This window comes from Paenibacillus doosanensis (assembly GCF_025060755.1).
GTDB lineage: Bacteria > Bacillota > Bacilli > Paenibacillales > NBRC-103111 > Paenibacillus_S > Paenibacillus_S doosanensis.
Window position 1 is genome coordinate 39511 of record NZ_JANYUY010000018.1, and the last position, 21776, is coordinate 61286.

Annotated in this window: 15 protein-coding genes; 2 read left to right on the forward strand and 13 right to left on the reverse strand. The window is 51.1% G+C overall.

Going from position 1 to position 21776, the window contains the following annotated elements:
* Nucleotides 1–11 precede the first annotated feature (11 nt).
* The 6 genes from N0M98_RS14650 to N0M98_RS14675 all read right to left on the reverse strand — a co-directional run bounded on the left by N0M98_RS14650 (nt 12) and on the right by N0M98_RS14675 (nt 9008).
* Nucleotides 12–1052 (reverse strand): sialidase family protein, encoded by a 1041-nt coding sequence (locus tag N0M98_RS14650; protein ID WP_259618341.1) that lies wholly within the window; start codon nt 1050–1052, stop codon nt 12–14.
* A gap of 28 nt (nt 1053–1080) precedes the next feature.
* The gene (locus N0M98_RS14655) at nt 1081–2709 is read right to left on the reverse strand and encodes an extracellular solute-binding protein (RefSeq protein WP_259618342.1); all 1629 of its coding nucleotides are present in this window, start codon (nt 2707–2709) and stop codon (nt 1081–1083) included.
* Nucleotides 2710–2766: 57 nt separating this feature from the next.
* A complete protein-coding gene (locus N0M98_RS14660; RefSeq protein ID WP_249865676.1) occupies nt 2767–3651 on the reverse strand; it encodes a carbohydrate ABC transporter permease in 885 nt (294 codons plus the stop codon).
* A 15-nt stretch (nt 3652–3666) separates the two neighbouring features.
* Nucleotides 3667–4623, reverse strand: a complete 957-nt coding sequence (locus N0M98_RS14665) for an ABC transporter permease (RefSeq protein ID WP_249865677.1) — start codon at nt 4621–4623, stop codon at nt 3667–3669.
* A gap of 399 nt (nt 4624–5022) precedes the next feature.
* A complete protein-coding gene (locus N0M98_RS14670; RefSeq protein WP_259618343.1) occupies nt 5023–7368 on the reverse strand; it encodes a helix-turn-helix domain-containing protein in 2346 nt (781 codons plus the stop codon).
* A 17-nt stretch (nt 7369–7385) separates the two neighbouring features.
* Entirely contained in the window at nt 7386–9008 is a 1623-nt protein-coding gene (locus N0M98_RS14675; RefSeq protein ID WP_259618344.1) for an extracellular solute-binding protein, read from the reverse strand.
* A 171-nt stretch (nt 9009–9179) separates the two neighbouring features.
* On the opposite strand from N0M98_RS14675, the gene N0M98_RS14680 reads away from it, so the two are divergent.
* A complete protein-coding gene (locus N0M98_RS14680; protein ID WP_259618345.1) occupies nt 9180–12314 on the forward strand; it encodes a hybrid sensor histidine kinase/response regulator in 3135 nt (1044 codons plus the stop codon).
* 79 nt (nt 12315–12393) lie between these two features.
* Here the strand turns inward: N0M98_RS14680 and N0M98_RS14685 are convergent, their stop codons facing one another.
* The 7 genes from N0M98_RS14685 to N0M98_RS14715 all read right to left on the reverse strand — a co-directional run bounded on the left by N0M98_RS14685 (nt 12394) and on the right by N0M98_RS14715 (nt 20289).
* Entirely contained in the window at nt 12394–13182 is a 789-nt protein-coding gene (locus N0M98_RS14685) for an imm11 family protein (protein WP_259618346.1), read from the reverse strand.
* A gap of 61 nt (nt 13183–13243) precedes the next feature.
* Complete coding sequence (locus N0M98_RS14690; protein ID WP_259618347.1) at nt 13244–14029, reverse strand: imm11 family protein; 786 nt, start codon at nt 14027–14029, stop codon at nt 13244–13246.
* Between the two features lie 288 nt (nt 14030–14317).
* Complete coding sequence (locus N0M98_RS14695; RefSeq protein WP_259618396.1) at nt 14318–15991, reverse strand: glycoside hydrolase family 13 protein; 1674 nt, start codon at nt 15989–15991, stop codon at nt 14318–14320.
* 45 nt (nt 15992–16036) lie between these two features.
* Nucleotides 16037–16858, reverse strand: coding sequence for a carbohydrate ABC transporter permease (locus N0M98_RS14700; RefSeq protein ID WP_259618348.1), 822 nt, complete (start codon nt 16856–16858; stop codon nt 16037–16039).
* On the reverse strand, nt 16858–17724 hold the full coding sequence (locus tag N0M98_RS14705; RefSeq protein WP_249865685.1) for a carbohydrate ABC transporter permease: 867 nt from the start codon (nt 17722–17724) through the stop codon (nt 16858–16860). Before N0M98_RS14705 ends, N0M98_RS14700 begins: the two co-directional genes overlap by 1 nt.
* Nucleotides 17725–17794: 70 nt before the next feature.
* Nucleotides 17795–19060 carry an ABC transporter substrate-binding protein gene (locus tag N0M98_RS14710; protein WP_249865686.1) on the reverse strand — a complete coding sequence of 422 codons (1266 nt, stop codon included), beginning with the start codon at nt 19058–19060 and terminating at the stop codon, nt 17795–17797.
* A 218-nt stretch (nt 19061–19278) separates the two neighbouring features.
* On the reverse strand, nt 19279–20289 hold the full coding sequence (locus N0M98_RS14715; RefSeq protein WP_249865687.1) for a LacI family DNA-binding transcriptional regulator: 1011 nt from the start codon (nt 20287–20289) through the stop codon (nt 19279–19281).
* 511 nt (nt 20290–20800) lie between these two features.
* Here N0M98_RS14715 and N0M98_RS14720 point away from each other — a divergent pair.
* Complete coding sequence (locus N0M98_RS14720) at nt 20801–21730, forward strand: helveticin J family class III bacteriocin (RefSeq protein WP_375295487.1); 930 nt, start codon at nt 20801–20803, stop codon at nt 21728–21730.
* Nucleotides 21731–21776 lie beyond the last annotated feature (46 nt).

Genomic DNA, 21776 nt, shown 5'->3' on the forward strand with positions numbered 1-21776 from the left:
AGCCACCCCCGTCAGCTTTCTTCAAACTCCAGCTCCAGACTCCAGCACACAATACGCTCCCGCCTCCAGGTATAGGTCACATGGACGAAATTTCCCTGCGCGATGACGGCGGGGTAAGAAAACTCGCCGTATTCGATCGGCACCGTATACGACGTATACTCGCCCTCCAGTACTTTGAGCTGCTCCCAAGTCTCCCCGTTATCGGTGGAGATGCTCAGCATAAGCGGAGTGCGCGGCCCCCGGTACATGCCGATCGGGTTATAAGCCAGCACAAGCGCTCCGTTGTCCATTCTCGCCAGATCGATGCCGCTGTTATTGTTCGGCAAATAGGTCCGGTAAGCGGGCGACCAGGTGCGGCCCGAGTCGCCGGAGTCGCTCCGGTAGATGAATCCCGCCGTGCTGCGGGTCAGCATATGCACCTGCCCCGGCGCGGATTCCCACACCGTCGGCTGGATAATGCCCTTGCCCCGGATCGGCTCCGCTCCTTCCGGGTATTCGCCCTCGGCCTGACCTTCATGGCGGACCGGCACCTTGGCGCTGGCCGTCCAGGTAAGCCCTTGATCGGTCGAAATATCGGCGAAAGCGTCCCAATACGTCCCTTCCAGCGACGCCGGCGCAACCCATGTGCCGTCCTGCAGCTGAATCAGCTTATTTTTTACCGGCCCTCTTCCCCCGATATCGCCGGGCACCAGATCGACGGGGCGGCTCCAGGTCAAGCCGTCGTCATCGGATACGGTAACCCGCGTATACCATTCGGGAATCGGATGTCCCACCTTATAATGGAGAACGATTTGCCCGTCGTCCTTGCGGAACAGGACGGGATTCCAGTGGACGAGATCAGGCTCGTCGGCGACAAGATAAGGCGCCGACCAGGAGCCGTTCGTCCGTTTGGAGCACCAGATGCCTACATCCGGATTGCCTTCCTTGGAGCCTGCAAAATAAGCGGCGAGCAAATCCCCGTTCGGGAAAGCGATCACCGTCGAGGCGTGGCAGCTGGCAAACGGGCGCTCCTCCTCGAATAAAAATTGTTTCGTATACTGCTTGATCTTCATCTGCATTCCGCTCCTTGTTCGTGACGCATTACTTTTTCATTCGGGCCAATGCGTCGTTATAGATTTTCTCCAGCTCGTCGGCCCCCATGTCGCGCGCTTTCTGGATCACGGCGTCATATTCGTCGATCTTCTTCACGCCCATAATAAATTTATCGTACTCCTGATCGAGCATCGTATTAATGGTAACATTCAGCTCCTTGACGCGGGAAGCTTCCTCTTTGCTCAGCGGCGGGTCCATTACAGGTTCGTTATATGCTTTATCTTTAGCGATAATGCCCCAATATTCATCGTTAATCGCATCCCAGTTGCCCGTCATTTTCTCAATCTGGTTCTGACTCATCGTGTTCGTATAATGAGGCGTAAAGCTCAGCTGGCAGCAGCCTAGATCGGAATACAAGGCATAGTACGGCGTCGGCGTAGCGTCTTTGAATTTGGCTACGTAATCTTCCTTATACTTCGGCTCGCCTTTATCGTCCAGGGCGTAATGCACCCCTTCAATACCGAAGTTCATCAGATTGGAGCCTTCCTCCGAATACATCCAATCCAGCAGCTTCACCAGCTGCTCGGGATTTTTCGCCTTCGCGCTGATCGCGAACGTCTTGCCGCCGAATACCGTAGCATAGAAGTTGGCGCGCGCTTTGCCAGGAGCATATTCCGGAATGGGCAGCACCTGGAATTGTCCTTCCGGCTGCGTTTTGCGCAGATCGCGGGTGTAGTTCAAGGAAAATCCGCTATTATCCAGGAAAAAGAACGATTTCCCGCTGGTCAGCTTCTCCGTCCACTGCTGCTGCGTGGTCACGGCGTAGTCGGGATCAAGAACGCCCAGTTTATATGCTTTGTTAAAATAGGACAGCACGTTTTTAAACGCCGGAGTGGCGGGACCGTAGACATATTTGCCACCGTCGATATCCTTATCGTAGTACATGCCGTTGCCTTTGGTGCCGTTGACTCCGCTGCCCAGCATATAGGCGGTCGTCACCAGCAGCTGCGGCGTGCCGTTGCGCACCGTCCATGGCTTGGAGTCCGGGTACAGCTCCTTCAGCTTGGCCAACACGGTAAGCAGCTCGTCGAAAGTTTTCGGCTGCTCCAGCTGATGCTTCTTCAGCAAATCCTCGCGTATGACCGGGCCGAAGCCGTTCTTCAGCTCATTGCGGGCTACCGCCGGGAAGCCGTATAACTCCCCGTCCACCGTCAGCTTGACCATGTCGGGATTGGCGTCCCATATCTTCTTGAAGTTCGGCATCAGCCCTTTGTTCATATAGTCCATCAAAGGCAGGAACACGCCCGTTGAGCCGAAGTCGTTCAAATCGGTTTTTTCCACCTGGATAATGTCGGGCAAATTGTTTGTCGCGATCAGCGTCTTCTTCTTGTCGTTGTAATTGCTGCTCGGCACCGTTTCAAAGTCGAGCTTCACATTCGTCCGTTTGAAAATTTCCTGCTGAATCGGAGAATTATTTTTCACCGGCTGATTGGCGTTTTCGGGAAATACGACCTTCACGGTGCGCTCTTTATCCGCAATTTTCGCGCCTGCCGCCGCCTGACTGCCGCCCGTGTCGGCCGGGGCCGCCTCCTTGCCTCCCGAGCATGCCGCCATGCCGAGTGTCAGCGCAATCCCCGTCAAGGAAACCGCCGCCATACGAGACCATCTTTTTGCCATACTTACTACCTCCCTGGAATGATTAGCTTTGTTTTTCTTAGCTTCTAGTCTTCTTGCTCAGCCTTTTAAGGCGCCTATCATAACCCCTTTGGCAAAATACTTTTGCAGGTAAGGGTACACCGCAAGAATCGGAATGATCGTAATGATGATGACCGCGTATTTATAGTTGGCGGCCACGACCCGGAAGCTGGAACCCGCGCTGCCGATATCCCCCTGCTGGTCGGCAAATTCGCCGGCAATGACGATATTCCTCAGCAGTACCTGCACCGGGTACATATCCTTGCTGTTCAAGTACAGCAGCGACGGGAAGAAGCTGTTCCAATGATGGACCGCATAAAACAGCACCATCGTCGCCATAATCGGCATCGATAACGGGAGAATGATCCGAAGCAGAATCTGAATATCGTTCGCCCCGTCCAGAAAAGCCGATTCCTGCAGCGATACGGGAATCCCTTCAAAGAAGGTTTTCATAATGATCATATTGAACGTGTTGATGGCGGGCGGTAAAACGATAGCCCACATCGTATCGATCAGCCCCAGCTTCTGAATGACCAGATACGTAGGGATCATGCCTCCGCTTAAAAACATCGTAAACGCGATCATAAAGATAAACGCATTGCGTCCGTACATATCCTTGCGCGACAGCGCAAAGGCGCACATCGCCGAGAAGACGACGTTAATGGCCGTACCGATGACCGTGTAACGCAGCGTATTTCCGTAGGCATGCCAGATGTCTTTGTTTTTGAAAATAATTTTGTAGGCTTCGATCGTCACGTCATGCGGAATCCACTTGACGTCGCCCCGGTTCACGGCGCTTCCGTCGCTGATGGAGACGATGAAAATATAGTAAATCGGATATAAGGTAACGAACACGAGCGCCAGCAGCAGTACGATAATGACGCCGTCCAGCAGCCGGGATGCGAGCGTTGCTTGTCGGTTCATCTTCTCTGTCCCTCCCTACCACAAACTGGTTTGGCTTATTTTTTTGGACGCTTTGTTCGCGGTATACAGCAGCACTAAGCCTACGATCGCTTGAAACAGCTCGACCGCCGTGGCGTAGCTGAAATCGCTTCCGAGCAATCCCCTGCGATAAACGAATGTGGAAATAACATCCGCGGTTTCATACGTCGATCCGTTGTAAAGCAAAATGATTTTCTCGAATCCGACCGACATCAGCCTGCCCAAGTTCAAAATCATCATAATGGAGATCGTCGGCGCGATGCTCGGCAGCGTAATGCTCAGCAGCTGATGCCAACGGTTCGCTCCGTCGATCTTGGCGGCGTCGTACAGCTCCACGTCGACCCCGGTCAGTGCAGCCAAATAAATGATCGAGCCCCAGCCGACGCTCTGCCATATGCCGGAGGCAACGAAAATCGTACGGAACCACTCGGGCAGCATCAGAAATTTAACGGGTTCAAATCCCAGCCATTGAATAACCTGATTGATCAGCCCGTCCGAGGACAAGAAGTTCGCGATCATCCCGCAGACGACGACAGTCGAAATAAAATGCGGCAAATAGCTGATGCTTTGCACGATCCGTTTGAACGCCTGATTTTTCAGCTCGTTGAGCATGAGCGCAAGCACGATCGGCGCCGGAAACGCCCATATCAATTCATAAATGTTAATCAGCAGCGTGTTGCGGATCAGCTTCCAGAAATACGGGTCTTTCAAAAATTTCTCGAAATGATGAAACCCGACCCACGGGCTCCCCGAGATGCCCTTGACGATGTTGTAATCTTTGAACGCAATGATGATTCCGTACATCGGCCAATAATGAAAGATGACATAATAGCAGAACGGAATAAAAAAGATCGCGTACAAATATTTGCTCCTCGCCATCCCCTGGATGACAGGGTGGCGTATTCTCGCCGAGCTGAACGCGGCCGCCTGTTTGGTCTCTTGACTATGAATCATAATCCCCTCCCGGTTTAACGCATATCCCTCTCCCGTATGCACAGGTTGCTTCAGGATGCTTTCTGATTCGGACGTTCCCTAGCCGGTCATCGCCCGGTGAGCTTATTATAGAAACCGCCGCCGCCGTCTGAAAAGAACCGATACCCGACCCGACGATGCACTTTTCGCACTCCGGCGGGCTTGATTCAACTTTCTACCGGTGTCCATTTTTCCCCCTTGGGCCGCCAGAAACGGGAGCGAAGCCCCGGCAATCCGCCGCCGAAGCCGTGCCGCATGTCTTTCCCCGGCCGCATAAAGTCTTGCCTTCCAATCCAAATAAGATAGCCAAAAAGCCATAGACCAAGGCGGGTCTATGGCTTCTATTGAACTGTTATGAACAAGCTTGATTCGGATGCGCCCTCATTTCCGGTGCAGGGAACGATAATCGTTAGGCGCGATTCCTTCCATTTTTTTGAATACCCGCAGAAACGTCGTCCGGCTCGGGATGCCGATCTGCTCGGCGATATCGCTTACCCGCATATCCGTCTCGGTCAGCAGCTTCTTCGCTTTATCCATGCGAACCTGGTTAATGTAATCGGTCAGATTGACGCCCGTCTTTTCTTTGAACACGCGGGATACGTATTTGAGCGAGACGCCCATTTCTCCGGCGATTTGTTCCAGGCCGAGATCCTGCCGGTAATTGTCCTCGATATACTTTTCGATCAAGGAGACGAGGCTGCCGGATTTGCCGTCGCCGCCCGTTCGCGTCGCATCGATGATCTGCACGTAATAGGCGTAAATCGCCTCCTGCATGTCCCTATACTCGGAGAACGATACGCTGCGCTCGCCCTCCAGCAGGCGGCTTAACTTCTCGTCCGCGGCGATGGAATGGACATCCATTCCCCGCTCCACAAGAAACCGCGCGCCGGTCGTGTACATTTCCTGAAACAACAGCCCCAAATATTCGTACGAGATGCTGCCCTGCACATTCGCCGTCACAATCTGGTCGATAATATCGCGAAGGGCGTCCTTATGGCCCAGCTTCAAATGATTCCATATTTTTTGCTCGTCGAACAGCGAGTACATGAACCGGTTTTCAATCTGGAGCTGTTCGGAATCGACGATCTGGAACCGGTCTTTGCCGCTGCGCTTGCCGATCGCCGTCATCGCTTCGTTATACGAGGCTCCGATCTCGTTAATACCGGAATAGAACGTACCGATGCCGACGGTCATGTCGTAGTACATATGAATGTCGTATTGAAACAGGCTCATCAGCTTTTGGAACGTGGGATGCAAAGCCGCCGCCTGTTCCCGATTCTCGACGTTGATGATCGCCACGAACAAATTTTGCCGGTACTCGATGACGTACGACGGCGCAATTTCCCCGAGCAGCGTCCAAATGATTTTCTTAATCCCGTTCATCACCAGCATCCGGTCCGTATCCTGAATGTCCTGGTAGAACGGCTCCTTAAAGTCGAAGGACACTCCGCAGCAGACATACCCGGCTCTGTCGAGGCCGAATTCCGCCTGCAGCGTCTCCTGCAATATTTCCTCTTGATTCAAGGTATGTCCCTTCAGCAAAAATAAAAAGGATGACTCGACATATTCGCTCGTATGCTGATCGTATTTCCTTTTATACTGCCGATGATAATCGGTTAACGAACGAAGGCTCTGTTGGATTTGTTCAAAATCGTTAACCTGCTGCGCCGGCGCGTGGCCTTCATGGCTCCATAAATCGCTTTTGTCCAGGATAATATTGCGAATATTGCGTATCGGATTATAAATTCGCGAGCTGAACACAAAGGAGAATACGATGCCCATCAAGACTAACACCAGGCATAAGAGCAAGGTCATCAGAAGAATGCTTGAAGTATGGCGGTGAAATTCGCTGATCGGCGTAAACGAGTAATAGTCCCAGCCGTACAGCGCCGATTTGGCGTGAGACACCTCATAACGCTCCCCCGCGATGTCCATTTCTCCCTTTAACGCCTGATCGCCCTGACGGTCCGCAGCGGCTTCCGCGAATAGCGGGTCCGCCATATAGCCGTTCGGATCGAGCAGCGCCTTGCCGCTGCCGTCCGTAATCACATAGCGGGTCGATTCGAAGACGGCGTTGCCTTTGAGCGCTTTCTCAATCGCGTCTACCGCCACGTTGATGACCATCACGGCATTATAGCTTTGCAGCCGGTCGCGGATGACGACGGGCACGACCTGCTTGTCGTAAATTCCTTCGCGCTTGACGGAGGCTGCGGGCAGCAGCTCGATGTACTTGTCCGAATTTAGCTTCTGCGCCCAGTAATCGGCGTCGTATTGATCGTATTTGTACATCGTGCCAAAAAAAGAATCGAATCGGTTCACGCCCGCGCTGACATAAACGTTCGATGTATCGATGTACACAAACATCCGGTCGGTGAAGTCGCTGACAATGTTTTCATTGCGCTGAATAATTTTTGGCAGACGCCATATTTCCGTCCTCACTTCCAAGCTTTGCTGCTCCTCGGGCATTAACAGCATCCGCACGGTGTAATCGCTGAAAAAATTAAAGCTGATTTCTTGCAGCGAGCCCATTTTGGCGTCGATCGTCTGAGCGGCGTTTTGCAGATTCGTTTTGATCCGGTCGTTAAAATCTTTCTTCATTATATAGAGCGAGTACATATACGTGGACAGCCCGATAATGACGATCGGAATCAACAGTGTGAGAAAATAAAATAATATTTTGAAATACAGCCGGTTCTCTCTATTGCGGAAGAAGCTGTTCCAGCGCAACTCCCGTCCCCCTCCCTTCATCGGACCGATTCTTTATCAGAATTCAAACGGGCCGCCGCCCGGTTGTATATATCCTCCAATTCGGACGCTCCCAGCTCGCGGGCTTGCCGTATCACTTGATCGTACCCTTCTATAGGCTTAAGCCCCATAATAAATTTGTCGAATTGCTCGTCCAGCATATCGTTGAGCGTCGAATGGATGTCCTTGGCTCTGGCAGCTTCCCGCTTGGTCAGCGGCGGCTCCATCACAGAGGGACGGTAGGCCGGATCGGAGGCGATCAGACTCCAATACTCTTCGTTGAGCTTATCCCAGGTGCCCGTCATCTTTTCGATCTGAAACTGGGACAACGTGTTGGAATAATAAGGCGTGAAGCTGAGCTGGCAGCAGCCCAGTTCCGAATAGAGCGCATAATACGGCGTCGGCTGGGCGTGGATGAACGTCTCGACGAAATCTTTCTTGTAAACGGGCCGGCCGTTGCCATCCAAAGTATAGTGCACGCCTTCGATCCCGAAATTCATCAGCCGGAACGCTTCCTCCGAATACATCCAGTCCAGCAGCTTTACGACCGACTCAGGGTCCTGCACCTTGGAGCTGACGGCAAACATTTTGCCGGAAAACGTATTCATGTAAAACTGCGCTCTTGCCTTCCCTTCGGCATATTCGGGAATCGGCATCACTTGAAAAAATGCTTCGGGATGGGCCGTACGCAAAGCTCTGGTAAAATTCAGGCCGAAGCCGCTGTTATCAAGGAAAAAGGACGATTCGCCGCCGGTCAGCTTCTCCGTCCACTGCTGCTGGGTCAAAACCGCATAATCCGGGTCCAGCACACCCGATGTATACGCTTTATTCAGAAAAGTCAGCACGTTCTTAAACTGCGGCGACGCCGGACCGTACACATACCGGCCGCCGTCCTTATCTTTATCGAAATAGATTCCGTTGCCGACGTTATAACCGCTTCCCAGCATGTATGAGGAAGCCGCCAATAGCTGCGACGTTCCTTTGCGGACGGACCACGGCGCCGACTCGGGATACAGCTCCTTCAATCGCTTCAGCACATCAAGCAGCTCGTCGAACGAACGCGGAACCGGCAGATGATGCTTCTGCAGCAGATCCATCCGGATGACCGGTCCGAAGCCGTTTTTCGCCTCGTCGCGCACGATGGCCGGGAAACCGTACAGCTCGCCGTCGACGGTCAAGCGGACCAGATCGGGATTCTCGTCCCACAGCTTCTTGAAGTTGGGCATTAGCCCCCGGTTCATATAATCCATTAACGGCAAAAACGCGCCCGCCGAGGAAAATTCGTTCACGTCCTGCTTATCGATCTGCATAATATCAGGCGCGTTCTGCGCAGCCAGCAGCGTCTTCTTCTTATCGTTATAATTGCTGGTCGGCACCGCCGTGTACATCAGCCGGAACCCCGTCCGCTTGGCGATTTCCTGCTGAATCGGCGTGTTCGCCCTTATTTTCTGATTATCCGTCTCGGAAAACATTACTTTGATTGTGCGTTCATGGACCGGAAAGCCGTCGGCTCCCAAACGGTGCGGCAGCTCCATATCGCCGATCAACAGCCGATAGAAGCATCCGAATAAGACGGCGACAGCGAGGATAGCAACTGCGGTGGCGCCCCATGTTTTGGTCATGCAAACGATTCTCCTTGCAAACTTATTAACAAGCAAGATTCAAGCTAAGTATACCATTAACCGCCGATGACTTGAATAAACTTATGAATTTTGTCGAAATACGTATTTTTGTGGCGCAAGCTGCACTTTCCTCGAAAAGGAATCCCGCCGTACACGTCGAATGTTTTTTGTATGATGCGAATAATAAACAATACCGCCCTCAAATATGCGACATTGATGATTGTATTTTTTAGCGTTCTTATCGGTCTGCGCTTGGCTTGGTCGGGGGCTTTTTATACGGCCAATCATCCCAGTCCCGTCGACGGCGTGCTCGACCTGCGCGGCTTGGATCTGGAACAGTCACCCTCGTTCGCGTTGGACGGCGAGTGGCAGTTTTATCCGGGGGCGTTCGTCACCCGGCAGGATGAGCCGGCGGAGCCGTCCTCGCTGCGACGCATTCAGGTGCCCGGAGACTGGAGCCGCGTGCTCGATCCGGAATCCGGCTCCTCGTACGGATACGGAACGTACCGTCTGCGCATATTGACCGATCCGCTCAAGCAGCCGGTCGCTTTGTGGCTGCAGGGCATTCAAGCTTCGTCGGAGGTGGAAATCAACGGGGTCTTGACGTCCCACATCGGCAAGATTGCCGACAATGCCGCCGAATATACGCCCTGGAATGTTTCTTACACCGCCTCTTACATGTCCGAGGGCGCGACAGAGATCGAGGTGCTTATACGGGCGGCCAATTTCGACGAGCCTTATCGCGGAGGACTTACGCGCACGATCCGCTTCGGCTCTCAAGCCTCGATCGATTTCGTACGCTGGTATTCGATCGGCTTTCAAATGATTGCGCTCATTATTTTGCTGCTGCACGGTTTATATTCCTACACCCTTTACTTGTTCTATCCCCGTGAACGGGCGCTGCTTATCACGAGTCTGCTGACGCTATCGGTCGGCATTGCCGTTGTGGCCGGTCACGATAATTTGCTGACGCTATGGCTGCATCTCAGTTACGCATGGAGTCTGAAAATCAGATTCATCTCGCTTCTATGGCAAAATCTGTTTATTCTTCTCGTATTCCGAAGATTCGCTTCGGCCCCGTCGCGCAACGTATGGCTGCGGGCGTATACCGCGGCGCTCGCCGCTCTGACGGCGTTCCTGGCGGCCGCGCCGGCTTCCTGGGCGAACGGATTTTACGATTATTATGCGTTCGCCGCCTTTTATATGTTCCCGTTCGTCTGGTTTCTGTATATCGTCGGGACAATGATCTTCAAGAAGCAAACCGACAAAGATGTCGTCTTCCTGCTGCTGAGCGCCGCGGGAATTATTTCGAATCTGCTGTGGAGCCTGGCCGAAGCGGCTAAAGACGTTACCACCGTCTATTATCCGATCGATATTATCGTAGCTATCATCGGGTTCTCTACCTATTGGTTCAAAAAATATTTCCGCAACGCCGTAGAAATCGCCAAACTGAACCGGCAGCTGATGGAGGCCGATAAGCTGAAAGACCAGTTTCTCGCCAATACTTCCCATGAGCTGCGAACGCCGCTGCACGGCATTATGAATATCGCTCAAACCGTCGTCATCAAAGAGAAAGAGACCCTTAACGAGAAAAGCCTTAAAGAGATGGAGCTGCTCATTACGATCAGCAGGCGCATGTCGAATATGCTCGGCGATCTGCTGGACGTCGCTCGCCTGAAGGAGCGCCGCATCGTGCTGAAGCAAGAACCGCTGCACATTCAAGCGGTCGTTCCCGGCGTGATCGGCATGCTCAAATATATGATCGAGGGCAAGCCTATTAAGTTGAGCGCGGACGTCCCAGAATCGTTGCCTCGGGTGATGGCGGACGAGAAGCGGCTCGTGCAAATTTTGTACAATCTGCTGCATAATGCCCTCAAGTACACCGAGGAGGGAACCGTTCGCGTCTCTGCCGAAACGAGCGGCGGATTTGCCGTCATCCGCGTCTCCGATACCGGCGTCGGCATGGACGAGGAAACGCAGGCAAAGGTGTTCCTGCCTTATGAGCAAGGCTCTCACGGCATCAGCGACGGACGGGGGATCGGGCTCGGCTTAAGCATATGCAAGCAGCTGGTCGATCTGCACGGAGGCGAGCTGACCGTCCGCTCCGAGCCCGGCAAAGGCTCCGTGTTCAGCTTCAATTTGCCGCTCGCCGAGGCGTCGAAATTGCCGCTGCCGCAGGATGATGCTCATCGCCCCTCCGGCTCGGACGTGATGGAAATCGAGCTCGCCGACTTCGCGGCGGCGGACGCGGCAATCGCCGAGACGGCCGCCTCCGCCGCGATCCCGCCGCTGCTGCACGAAGGGAAGATGCACATTCTTGCCGTCGATGACGATCCGGTGAATCTGAATGTGCTCGCCGGCATTTTGTCGACGGAGCCGTACGCGATTACGACGGCTCATTCGGCCCGGGAAGCGCTGGAGCTGCTCGGCGCGCAGCCATGGGATCTGCTCATTGCCGATGTGATGATGCCGCAGATGTCCGGCTACGAGCTGACCCAAAGAGTACGCGAACAGTACTCCGTATCGGAGCTTCCGGTGCTGCTCTTGACCGCGCGCAGCCAGCCTACCGACATCTACACCGGATTCTCATCGGGAGCGAACGATTATGTAACCAAGCCTGTGGACGCGATGGAGCTCAAATACCGCATCCGAGCGCTGATTTCATTGAAGCAGTCCATCAACGAACGGCTGCGCATCGAAGCCGCATATCTACAGGCGCAAATTCATCCGCATTTTCTGTTCAACGCGCTGAACTCGATTATGGCGCTGAGCGAGATCGACACGGAGAAGATGCGGAATTTGGGGGACGCGTTTACATCGTTTTTGCGGATCAGCTTCGACTTTCTAAATACCGGGGAGCTGGTCGAGCTATCGCATGAATTGGAGCTGACCCAAGCCTATTTGTTTATCGAAAAGGAGCGATTCGGGGACAGGCTGGCTGTCATATGGGAAGTCGAGCAAGGCATCAGCTTGTTTCTGCCTCCGCTGTCCATTCAGCCGCTGGTCGAAAATGCCGTCAAGCACGGCCTTCTCAGCCGCAGCAAAGGCGGCACGGTGCACATTCGGGTCGTTCGTCAACCCGGTTCTACGCTCGTAGAAGTGAAGGATAACGGCAAAGGCATGGACCGGGAAATAGTGGAGCAGCTGCTGCAGCCGACCATGAAAGGCAAGGGAGGCATCGGGGTCGCTAATACGAACCGGCGGCTCATACAGCTGTACGGCCATGGCTTGTCCGTGATCAGCAAGCCCGGCGAAGGAACCGTCGTATCCTTCGTCATTCCAGACGGTCCAAGGCATCTGACCTAGAGGATTGGAGAAGCAAAAAGAAGTCCCTCGCCTTCATTTGAAGGCAGGGGCTTCTTGCTATGAGTGCCGAAGCCGGCATTCACTTTTCAGGAAACTGGGCCTTGTCTACAATGTACCACTGCAAATCGAGTAAAACCGGGGGGATAAAGATCGGCTCAACCCATGTATTACTCCCATTTCGTTCCGTCTTCCTGATGTAGAGTTCTCCGTTTACTCGCTGCATCAGCCATATATCGCTTGCCAGGGTTTTCCCCTGCATAACTAATTGCTCTGCCTCTTTAAAGGGATAGGATTGCCCTTGATATTTAATTTGTTCAATGACCGGTTCTTTCTCCGATGATCTAGCAGAATCCCATACCTCTCTAAATTTAAATCCAGTAAGCTTGGCTTCAAGTACTTTATCCCTAAATTGATCTGTTACAAAAACTCGTGTCCCCCTAAATTGAGGAATTTTAAAAATGGATTCATTAGCAATAAGGCTTTCGATAAACACATACTTATTAATTTCTTTTACACTATCACTTCCTGTATACGTGGAAAAATCCGCCTTAGAGAAATCAATGCAATCAATCATATTAGTAACATTAATAGCAAAATATTTGTCATGTTTATGCTGATACGGAAGCACTTCAGCTTTCCCTTCTAATAAATGATTAAGAACCGAGACTGCTTTTTCACTAAAAATAGGGTTACACTTTAATTCGTTCATGTCATGTTTGGGAGCATTCGGTGAAATGTCTTCGATCCAAACTGCTTCCCAATCGCTACTCATTGGCAACCCTTTAAATTTAAAACGAAAAGCCTTTAGTACTTCTTCATTTTCAAATGCTAGATTCGAGTTTTCCGCTAATAAAATATAAACTTTCATATAGACACCTCTATGAATATAAGTAAATTATGAATTTCATATTTATTATACATAACCCTTTTCACTTCTCAGGATAGTTAACCTTGTCCACAATGTACCACTGCAAATCGAGCAAAATCGGGGGGATAAAGATAGGCTGAACCCATGTAAAACTCCCATTTCGCTCCGTCCTTCTGATGTAGAGTTCTCCGTTTACTCGCTGCATCAGCCATATATCGCTTGCCAAGGTTTTCCCCTGCATAACTAGTTGCACGGCCTCTTTAAAGGGATAGGATTGACCATGATATTGAATTTGTTCTATAGCTATTTCTTTTTCTGAAGATTTAGAAGAATCCCATACTTCTATAAATTCAAATCCGGTAAGCTTGGCTTCAAGTACTCTATCCCGAAATTGATCTGTTACAAAAACTTCAGTAGCTATAAACTCTGGTATTTTAAATATAGTCTCGTCCATTATCATATTTTCATAAAAAGCATATTTTGTTATTGACTTAACGAATCCATCTGTATATTTCTGACAATCAGCTTTGGAGAAGTCAACACAATTTAACACATTAACAACATTGATTGCGAAATATTTCTCTGTTTTATGAGTATATGGCAGAATTTCAACCTTCCCGACCATCAAGTCATTAAGAGCGGATACAGCATTTTCTGTAAAAATGGGGTTACATGAGAGCTTACTAATATCATATTTCTTTATGTTAGGCTTGATATCTTCTAGGAGTATATCCTCCCACGATTCTTTCATCGGTTTACCATTAAATCCGTTATACAATAATCTAATCTTACTATCATCAACAATGGATAAAAATGAATCTTTGTCCTCCAGAATATATACCTTCATACAGCACCTCTTTTATAATGATTTTTTCTACGACCGATCAATTAACTCACTAGCTTTCCCTTTTTCCACCAATAAGCTTTTTATGACTCGGTTTAGTACCCTTATTATACAGAAAAAAAGCACAATCCTCCTCCAATTCGAGAAGAATTATGCTTTCTTTACATAACAAGGACTTTCCAGTGGCCTCTTGCAATACAGGAATTATCTTCAAAATACGGCTTAACTCTTTTTCATCAATGTGATACTTTGCAGTGCTGCCGAAGCTCGCAAGCAGAACGGAGAACGGCATTAGTTGAGTTTGAACACCTGGGCTTCATAAGGGCGCAGCGGAAGAGCCTGCAAATTCCATCCTTCCTGAAGCTCGTAATTGCCTATGAGCCGCTCGGCCGACCCGCTCGGCACCGAATCCGGAAGCTCGAAGGTGACCGGCGTCTCACGGAAGTTCAGCACGACGAGCAGGCGCTCGTCTCCCAATGTGCGCGTATAGGCGTAAATCTGCTCGTCCTGCTCCAGCAGCAGCTCGTATTTGCCGTATACGATCACATCATGCCGCTTGCGCAGCTCAATCAAACGGCGGTAATAATGAAACACGGAATCCGGATCGTTCATCGCCTCTTCGGCGTTGATCCGCGTGTAGTTCGGATTCACGGAAAGCCACGGCGTTCCGGTCGTAAAGCCGCCGTGCGGGGCCGCGCTCCACTGCATCGGCGTGCGGGCGTTATCGCGCCCTTTGCCGTAGACGGAAGCCATGATGCTCTCCACGCTATGCCCGGCTTCCCGATATTCGTTGAACATGTTCAGCGTCTCAATGTCCCGATATTGATCGATGGAATCGAATCGGACATTCGTCATCCCAAGCTCTTCGCCTTGGTAAATGTACGGCGTCCCCTGCAAGGTATGCAGCAGCGTAGCCAGCATTTTGGCCGATTCCTTGCGGTACGGCCCGTCGTTGCCGAAGCGCGACACCATGCGCGGCTGGTCGTGATTGTTCAGATACAGGCTGTTCCAGCCCCGGCCGTACAGCTCATTTTGCCATTTGCTCATAATGCGCTTAAACTCGGACAGCGTCCACGGCTGAATGTTCCACTTGCCGCCTGGGCCGGAGTCGATATCCATCAGCTCGAACTGGAACACCATGTTCAGCTCGCCGCGATCCTCGCCCACGTACTTAACGGCTTCATCCGGCGTTACGCCGATCGTTTCGCCTACGGTCATAATATCGTATTTGGACAGAACCTCCCGGTTCATCTCCTGCAGAAACTCGTGAATGCGCGGGCCGTTCATAAAATATTCTCCGCCGAACTGATAGTCGCCCTCTCCCGCTGCGTCAGGCAAGCCCTCTACTTTGCTGATCAGGTTGATAACGTCCATCCGAAAGCCGTCGATGCCTTTATCGAGCCACCAGGTCATCATATCGTACACCTCGCGGCGTACGCGTTCATTTTCCCAATTCAAATCCGGCTGTTTCTTGGAAAATAAATGAAGGAAGTACTGCCCCGTCCGCTCGTCCAGCTCCCAAGCCGGTCCGCTGAAAAAGGACGACCAATTGTTCGGCTCCCGGCCGTCTTTCCCGTCTCTCCATATATAATAATCCCGATAAGGATTGTCCTTGGACTTGCGGGACTCGGCGAACCATACATGCTCGTCGGAGCTGTGATTGACCACAAGGTCCATAATCAGCTTCATGCCGCGGCTGTGCAAGCCGGCGAGCAGCTGCTCCCAATCGTCCAGCGTGCCGAATTCGTCCATAATGCTTTGATAATTGCTGATGTCGTAGCCGTTATCGTCATTGGGGGATTCATACACCGGAGAGAGCCAGATGACGTCCACTCCGAGTTGTTTTAAATAATCCAGCCTCGAGATAATGCCGGGAATGTCTCCGACGCCGTCCCCGTTGCTGTCCTGAAAGCTGCGGGGATAGATCTGATAGACGACGCTTTCTTTCCACCAGGTTCGATTCATGTTGTTCATGCTTCAAGCTCCTATCCGCTTTGTATTTCTGTCCTTTTATTTCACAGCGCCCTGCGTAATGCCGTTAATAATCCATTTTTGCGCAATCAGGTAGACGATGACCATCGGAGCGAGCGCCAACAAATACGAAGCGAACGCCAGGTTAAAGTCGGTGCTGAATTGCCCTTGGAACACGTACTGCACCAGCGGAAGCGTGTAGGATTCCGGCTTGCCGAGGATAATCAGCGGCAGCATGAAATCGTTCCACGTCGACAAGCAGCTCAAAATGACGATCGTCGCGTTAATCGGCGCGAGCAGCGGGAAAATAATGCGCCAAAAGGTGCCGTACGTCGAAGCGCCGTCTACCGTAGCGGCCTCCTCCAGCTCTATCGGGATCGTTCTGATATAGCCGACGTAGACAAAAATGTTGAACGCGAGTCCGTACACGATGTACAAAATAATCAATCCCGGCATGTTGTTCATATGCAGCGCCGTCGTCAGCTTGACGATCGGAAGCATAATAATCTGGAACGGGATGAACATCGCGCTGATAAAATAAAAGTATAAGCCTTTAAAAAAGGGTTTGTTCATATTCCGCGCGATCGCATAGGATACGAGCGAATTGGTCAAAAGAATAAAAGCGACGGAACATACGGTAATGATGAAGCTGTTCCTTAAAGCCAAGAAAAAGTCGGTCGCCTCAATGGCATTCGCGAAATTCTCGAAATGCAGCCCGGTCGGCAGCGAAAAGACCGATTCGGCCATCTCTTCCGGGTTTTTGAGAGCGATGGCGACAGCCATATATAAAGGGAACAAAATGAGCAGCGATCCCAATGCGATCAATATTGTGACGACCCAGTTCGTGGATTGTTTGGCCATTATGCACCCATCTCCCGTTTCTGCAAAAATTTAAGCTGTATGACGGAGATGACCACAATAACGATAAAATAAATCACGGCGTTCGCCGATTGGTAAGCAAATTCTCCGCCTTGGAAGCCGCCTTGATATATCAGGAACGCGATGGACTGAGTAGCGCGTCCGGGTCCGCCTCCCGTCAAAGCGACGATCTGGTCGAAAACCATCAAAGAGCTTTTCATAGCAAGCACCATATTGATCGTGAAAAAGGAGGAAATCATCGGAAACGTAATTTTCCAAAACGTCTGCCATTTGCCGGCTCCGTCCAAGTCGGACGCCTCGTAAATATCTTGAGGAATCGTCTGCAGTCCTGACAAATACAGAATCGTGTTAAAAGCGATCCCCTGCCATACCGCCACGATCACGATTCCGATCCATGCCCACTGCTCGTTGCCGAGAATGTTCGTTGACAGAAATTCGCTTCCCAGCTTCTCTCCCCACACAGGGATTACGTTGGAAAAAATATAATTGAAAATATAACCGACAATCAGAACGCCGAGCACGTTGGGAAGAAAATAAACGCCCCGAAAAAAGTTGCGGAATCTGATCCGCGAATTAAGCCCCAATGCGATGAGCAAACTGATCACATTGATAAGTATAGTAACGACGATAGCGTATTTGAATGTGAACGCATACGAATGGATCACATTGTCGTCTTGAAATAGGCCAATGAAGTTTTTGAAGCCGACGAAGTCGTAGCTTTCGCTGTATCCGTCCCAATTCGTAAAGGCGTAATAAACGCCCTGCAAGGCCGGAAACGTATGGAAGGCGAAAAACAACAGCAACGCCGGCACAGCCATACTGTAAAACGCCGCTTTTCTCGAAACCATGGTGATCCTCCTTTAATCCATAGGGAGAGGGCGCCTCGCGGCGCCCTGCATCTGCAAATTGCAGCGGCGCTTACTTGCGGCTGGCCACTTTGTCCCACTCGGTATCAAATTGCTTCACGTAAGCATCTACATCTTTTTTCTGCAAATAGCTTTGAATAATCGTATCGGCCTTCACAGCGCCCGGAATGTAGTGGTCGGAGAAATCTTCAATGGCGCCGCTCGCAAACGAGGCGTTCAAATCCTGCACGCTGTCATCGGTTTGATTCACATTTTTTACAGCGGAGAACGCTTTTTGCTCATCGATATAAGTTTGCACATTTTCCGGCTTCAGCATAAATTCGATGAATTTCTTGGCTTCTTCGGGATGCTTGCTGTTTTTGGAAATCGTCAGCAGCGTATCGACGCCGGAAATGACTTTATTTTTGGCCGGATCGTTCGTAGCCGGTAACGTGAATACGCCCAGATCGATGTTCGGATTCGCTTTCTTAATTTCCGGAATCGCCCATACGCCCTGCAAATACATGGCGGATTCGCCTTTGGCGAATGCGGTGTTGCCGTCGTTATAGCCTTTACCCATCATATCTTTCTGTCCGAAATCCAGCAGCTTGAGCTGCTTGTCGGCCACTTCGCGGAATTCCGCGCTGTCGAACTTGACGGCGCCTTGAGCGCGTTTCTCATAAAAATCGATGCCCAGGATGTCCGTCGACAAGGAGTTAAACGGCACCATCACGGTCCAGGAATCTTTAATTGTCAAATAAAACGGCGTTTTGCCGGCATCCTTAACCTTTTGCGCGGTTGCGATCAATTCATCCCATGTTTTCGGAATGGTGAGACCCAGTTCTTTAAACATCGTCTTGTTGTAAATGACGCCGCTCGCGTTGGCCGTAAACGGAATACCGTACAGCTGGTCGGTGCCCGTCAGCTTTTTCAGCATGTTAACATAGGAAGGCTGAATGTTCGAGACGAGAGCGTCGTTCGAAAAATCGGCGAACAAGCCGCTTTTGGACAGCTGCGCGAACGTATCCGTAGCTCCGAGACCGATAATATCGGGCACGTCCTTTTTGGCTACGCGCGTCTTGAGCACCGTTTCCGCATCCGGCGGATTGACCTGCGTAACGGTAATGTTCGGATTCGCATCGTTAAACTTTTTGATCAATTCATCGAAGGATGCCTTCGCTTCCGTCTTGTTCTGGAAAAACTCCAGCTTCACTTTTTCCCCTTTACCCGCGTCGGCCTGACTGGAAGAAGCTTCGTTGTTGGTCTTTGCGCCTCCGCAGCCTGCAATGACCGAAAGGGCAAGTACGCTGGAAACAATAGTCGTCGCTGTTTTTTTCATTTGAGGAGACCTCCATTTTTTATAAATAAAATCGCAATATTCGAGATTAGTAAACGTTTAATCAAAGAAAATAATGGAATAAGCCGCTATATCTTGCTCCGCATCACCGCCTTTATGAAGTAAACTGGGGGATTTCTCATAGATCAACTGCTATATTACGTTAAAAATGACCATCATGAGTTAAACGTTTACTATATTTGGAGAAAAAGAAGCCCTTTTCAAGGCTTGGATTTTACGGTTTGCCGTTCTACCAAATGATGACTGACAATGCTGCTCGCCACTTGCGTCGAACCTTCTTCGATGAGTGCGATTAATTTCTCCGACGCCATTCTGCCCATCATGGTCAAAGGCTGATGGATGGTCGTGAGCGGCGGATAGACCATTCTGGCGAATTTCAAATCGTCGTAGCCTATGATCGAGAGATCGTCCGGAATGCGCAGCCCCTGCTCGAAAGCGGCACGCATCGCGCCAATGGCCATCTCGTCGCTTGCCGCGAACAAAGCCGTAAAAGAAGGCGCTTCCGCAAGCAGCCGCCGCATCGCCAGCCGGCTCGCCTCCAGCTCGAATTCGCCGATCGCCACCAGCGATTCGTCGTACTCGATTCCATTGTCGGCCAATGCCTGACGGTACCCTTCAAAGCGCGGGTAGCCGGCTATCTGATCCTTCAGCGAACCGCTGAGCATCGCGATCTCCCGGTGCCCCTTCTGAATGAGATAGTCCGTTGCGTGATAAGCCGCTTGCCGGTCGTCGACCTTAACATAAGGAATCGTATATTTCTGAGACATGGTGTTGACAAGAATGACGGGAACCCGCATTTCCTTAATGACTTGAAAATATTCGTCCTTAAGCACTTCGCTCGTGAACACGATGCCGTCGACCTGCTTCTCCCGAAGCACCTGCAAGTACTTCATCGTCCGCTTGCCTTCTTCCGCGGTGTTGCATACAATGACGCTGAACCCCTTCTCTTGGGCGATTTCCTCGATACCGCGAAGAATATCCGATGAGAAGCTGCTCGATACGTCGGGAAACAGGACGCCGATCGTCTGGGTTCTCTTGTTCACAAGCCCTCTGGCAATCGCATTGGGCTGATACCCGAGCTCTTCGACCGCCTGCATCACCTTCTGCCTGGTCTTGTCGGAATAGCCCGCGAGGTTATGAAGCACTCGGGAAACCGTGGCGACGGAAACGTCCGCAGCCTTGGCCACATCTTTTATTGTCGGAGGATTCATAACGTAAATTACCTTCTTTACTAACGTCGTTTCAGTTGCGTAAACGTTTAAGTAATCTTAGCATAGACTTCCGCTCCGATTTTGTCAAATCCCTTTACAAAATTTTATCTTGACGGTTTCGTGGAATTCGTGGAAAATATACCCTGTAAGCGATTACTCAGTTGTGTAACGGGTAGAGTCCATGAGAAAACCCGGATGTTACATTCTCTCCTTGCGGGAATGATAACGTCCGGTTTTTTATTTTTAGCGGGTCCGTTACCGGCAGAAAGGAGGCCGCAGCGACAGCGTAAACCATTTTCCCTATGTTCTTTGTTGCCCCATGAAGCGAAAGCTAGAAACGAATTCCGTCTGCTTAACGGATTAACGGAACCTTCGCATGCCGCATAACCGACGTTAAGCGTTCGGGGCAGTCAAGCGATCATGAACTTATCCATTTGGAGGAGGTATTCTAATGTTCCCAAGTACAACGTCGAGATTGATGAAACGGCCGTTCAAACTGCTTCTATCCGTCATGCTCGCCATGCTTATGTCCGGTATCGCCGTCCTGCCCGCCTTTGCGGCAACCCCGGCGAAAACCGTAAACGCCTCGGCCACGCTCGCCTATAATCTGAAGGGACTTAAGCATAATCTGGCCGTGCAAAAAGCTTATATCGCTTCGACGTATCTCTACGTTACTCAGCGTTCCGGGGGAACGGTCTATCTGTCCCGACTGCTGATGAACGGAAACAACGCTACGTATGTGGATGAAATGACCATCACCAATGCCGGCCACGGGCAAACATTGGATATGTATACGTACAATGGCATAAACTATTTGTACTTCAGCTCCAAAGCCGACCCGGCCACATCGTATTACTGGTCGCTTCAGGTAGCCAGGCTGGAATATAAAGCGGGCGCGACCTATAATTACACCGATCTTCATCGGTTCACCTATATGAATTACGCCGATAAAACCGGCGCAAGATTGGGCGACACGTACCGCGTCGATGCCGGCGGCAACAGCACCTATACGGTGTTCCGCGTGCAAACGGCTGACGGCGGCGTCACCTGGTCCATCTATGACACCGTAGCGTTAAATCAGCTTCTCGACAGCAACGAGCAGGTGCGCATGGACAGCGCGGCCGCGGTCAGCGCCTGCATCACCAGCTTCACGCAATCGGGCAGCGATATTGTCCGGCCGAACGGATCGTTCCAGGGGGTCGATATGCTTGATAAAACGGAAATCTATACGTCCGGCGGCGCGGAAGGCGATACTCCGCAGATTGCCATGATGTCCAATACCGGAGCCTATAAAACCCTTGTCAACATTACGAACGTGGGAACCCACGAAATCGAGGGCGTGCAGACGAAAAACGGCAACGTGTACTTCAATATCATCACCGACCCGACGAACAAGAAAGATACGCAGCAAATTTATTTCGTCCCGGATAGTATATTTTAAAAGTTTGGAATTGCAAGAAACCAGCAAATTCTAGGGTTTGCTGGTT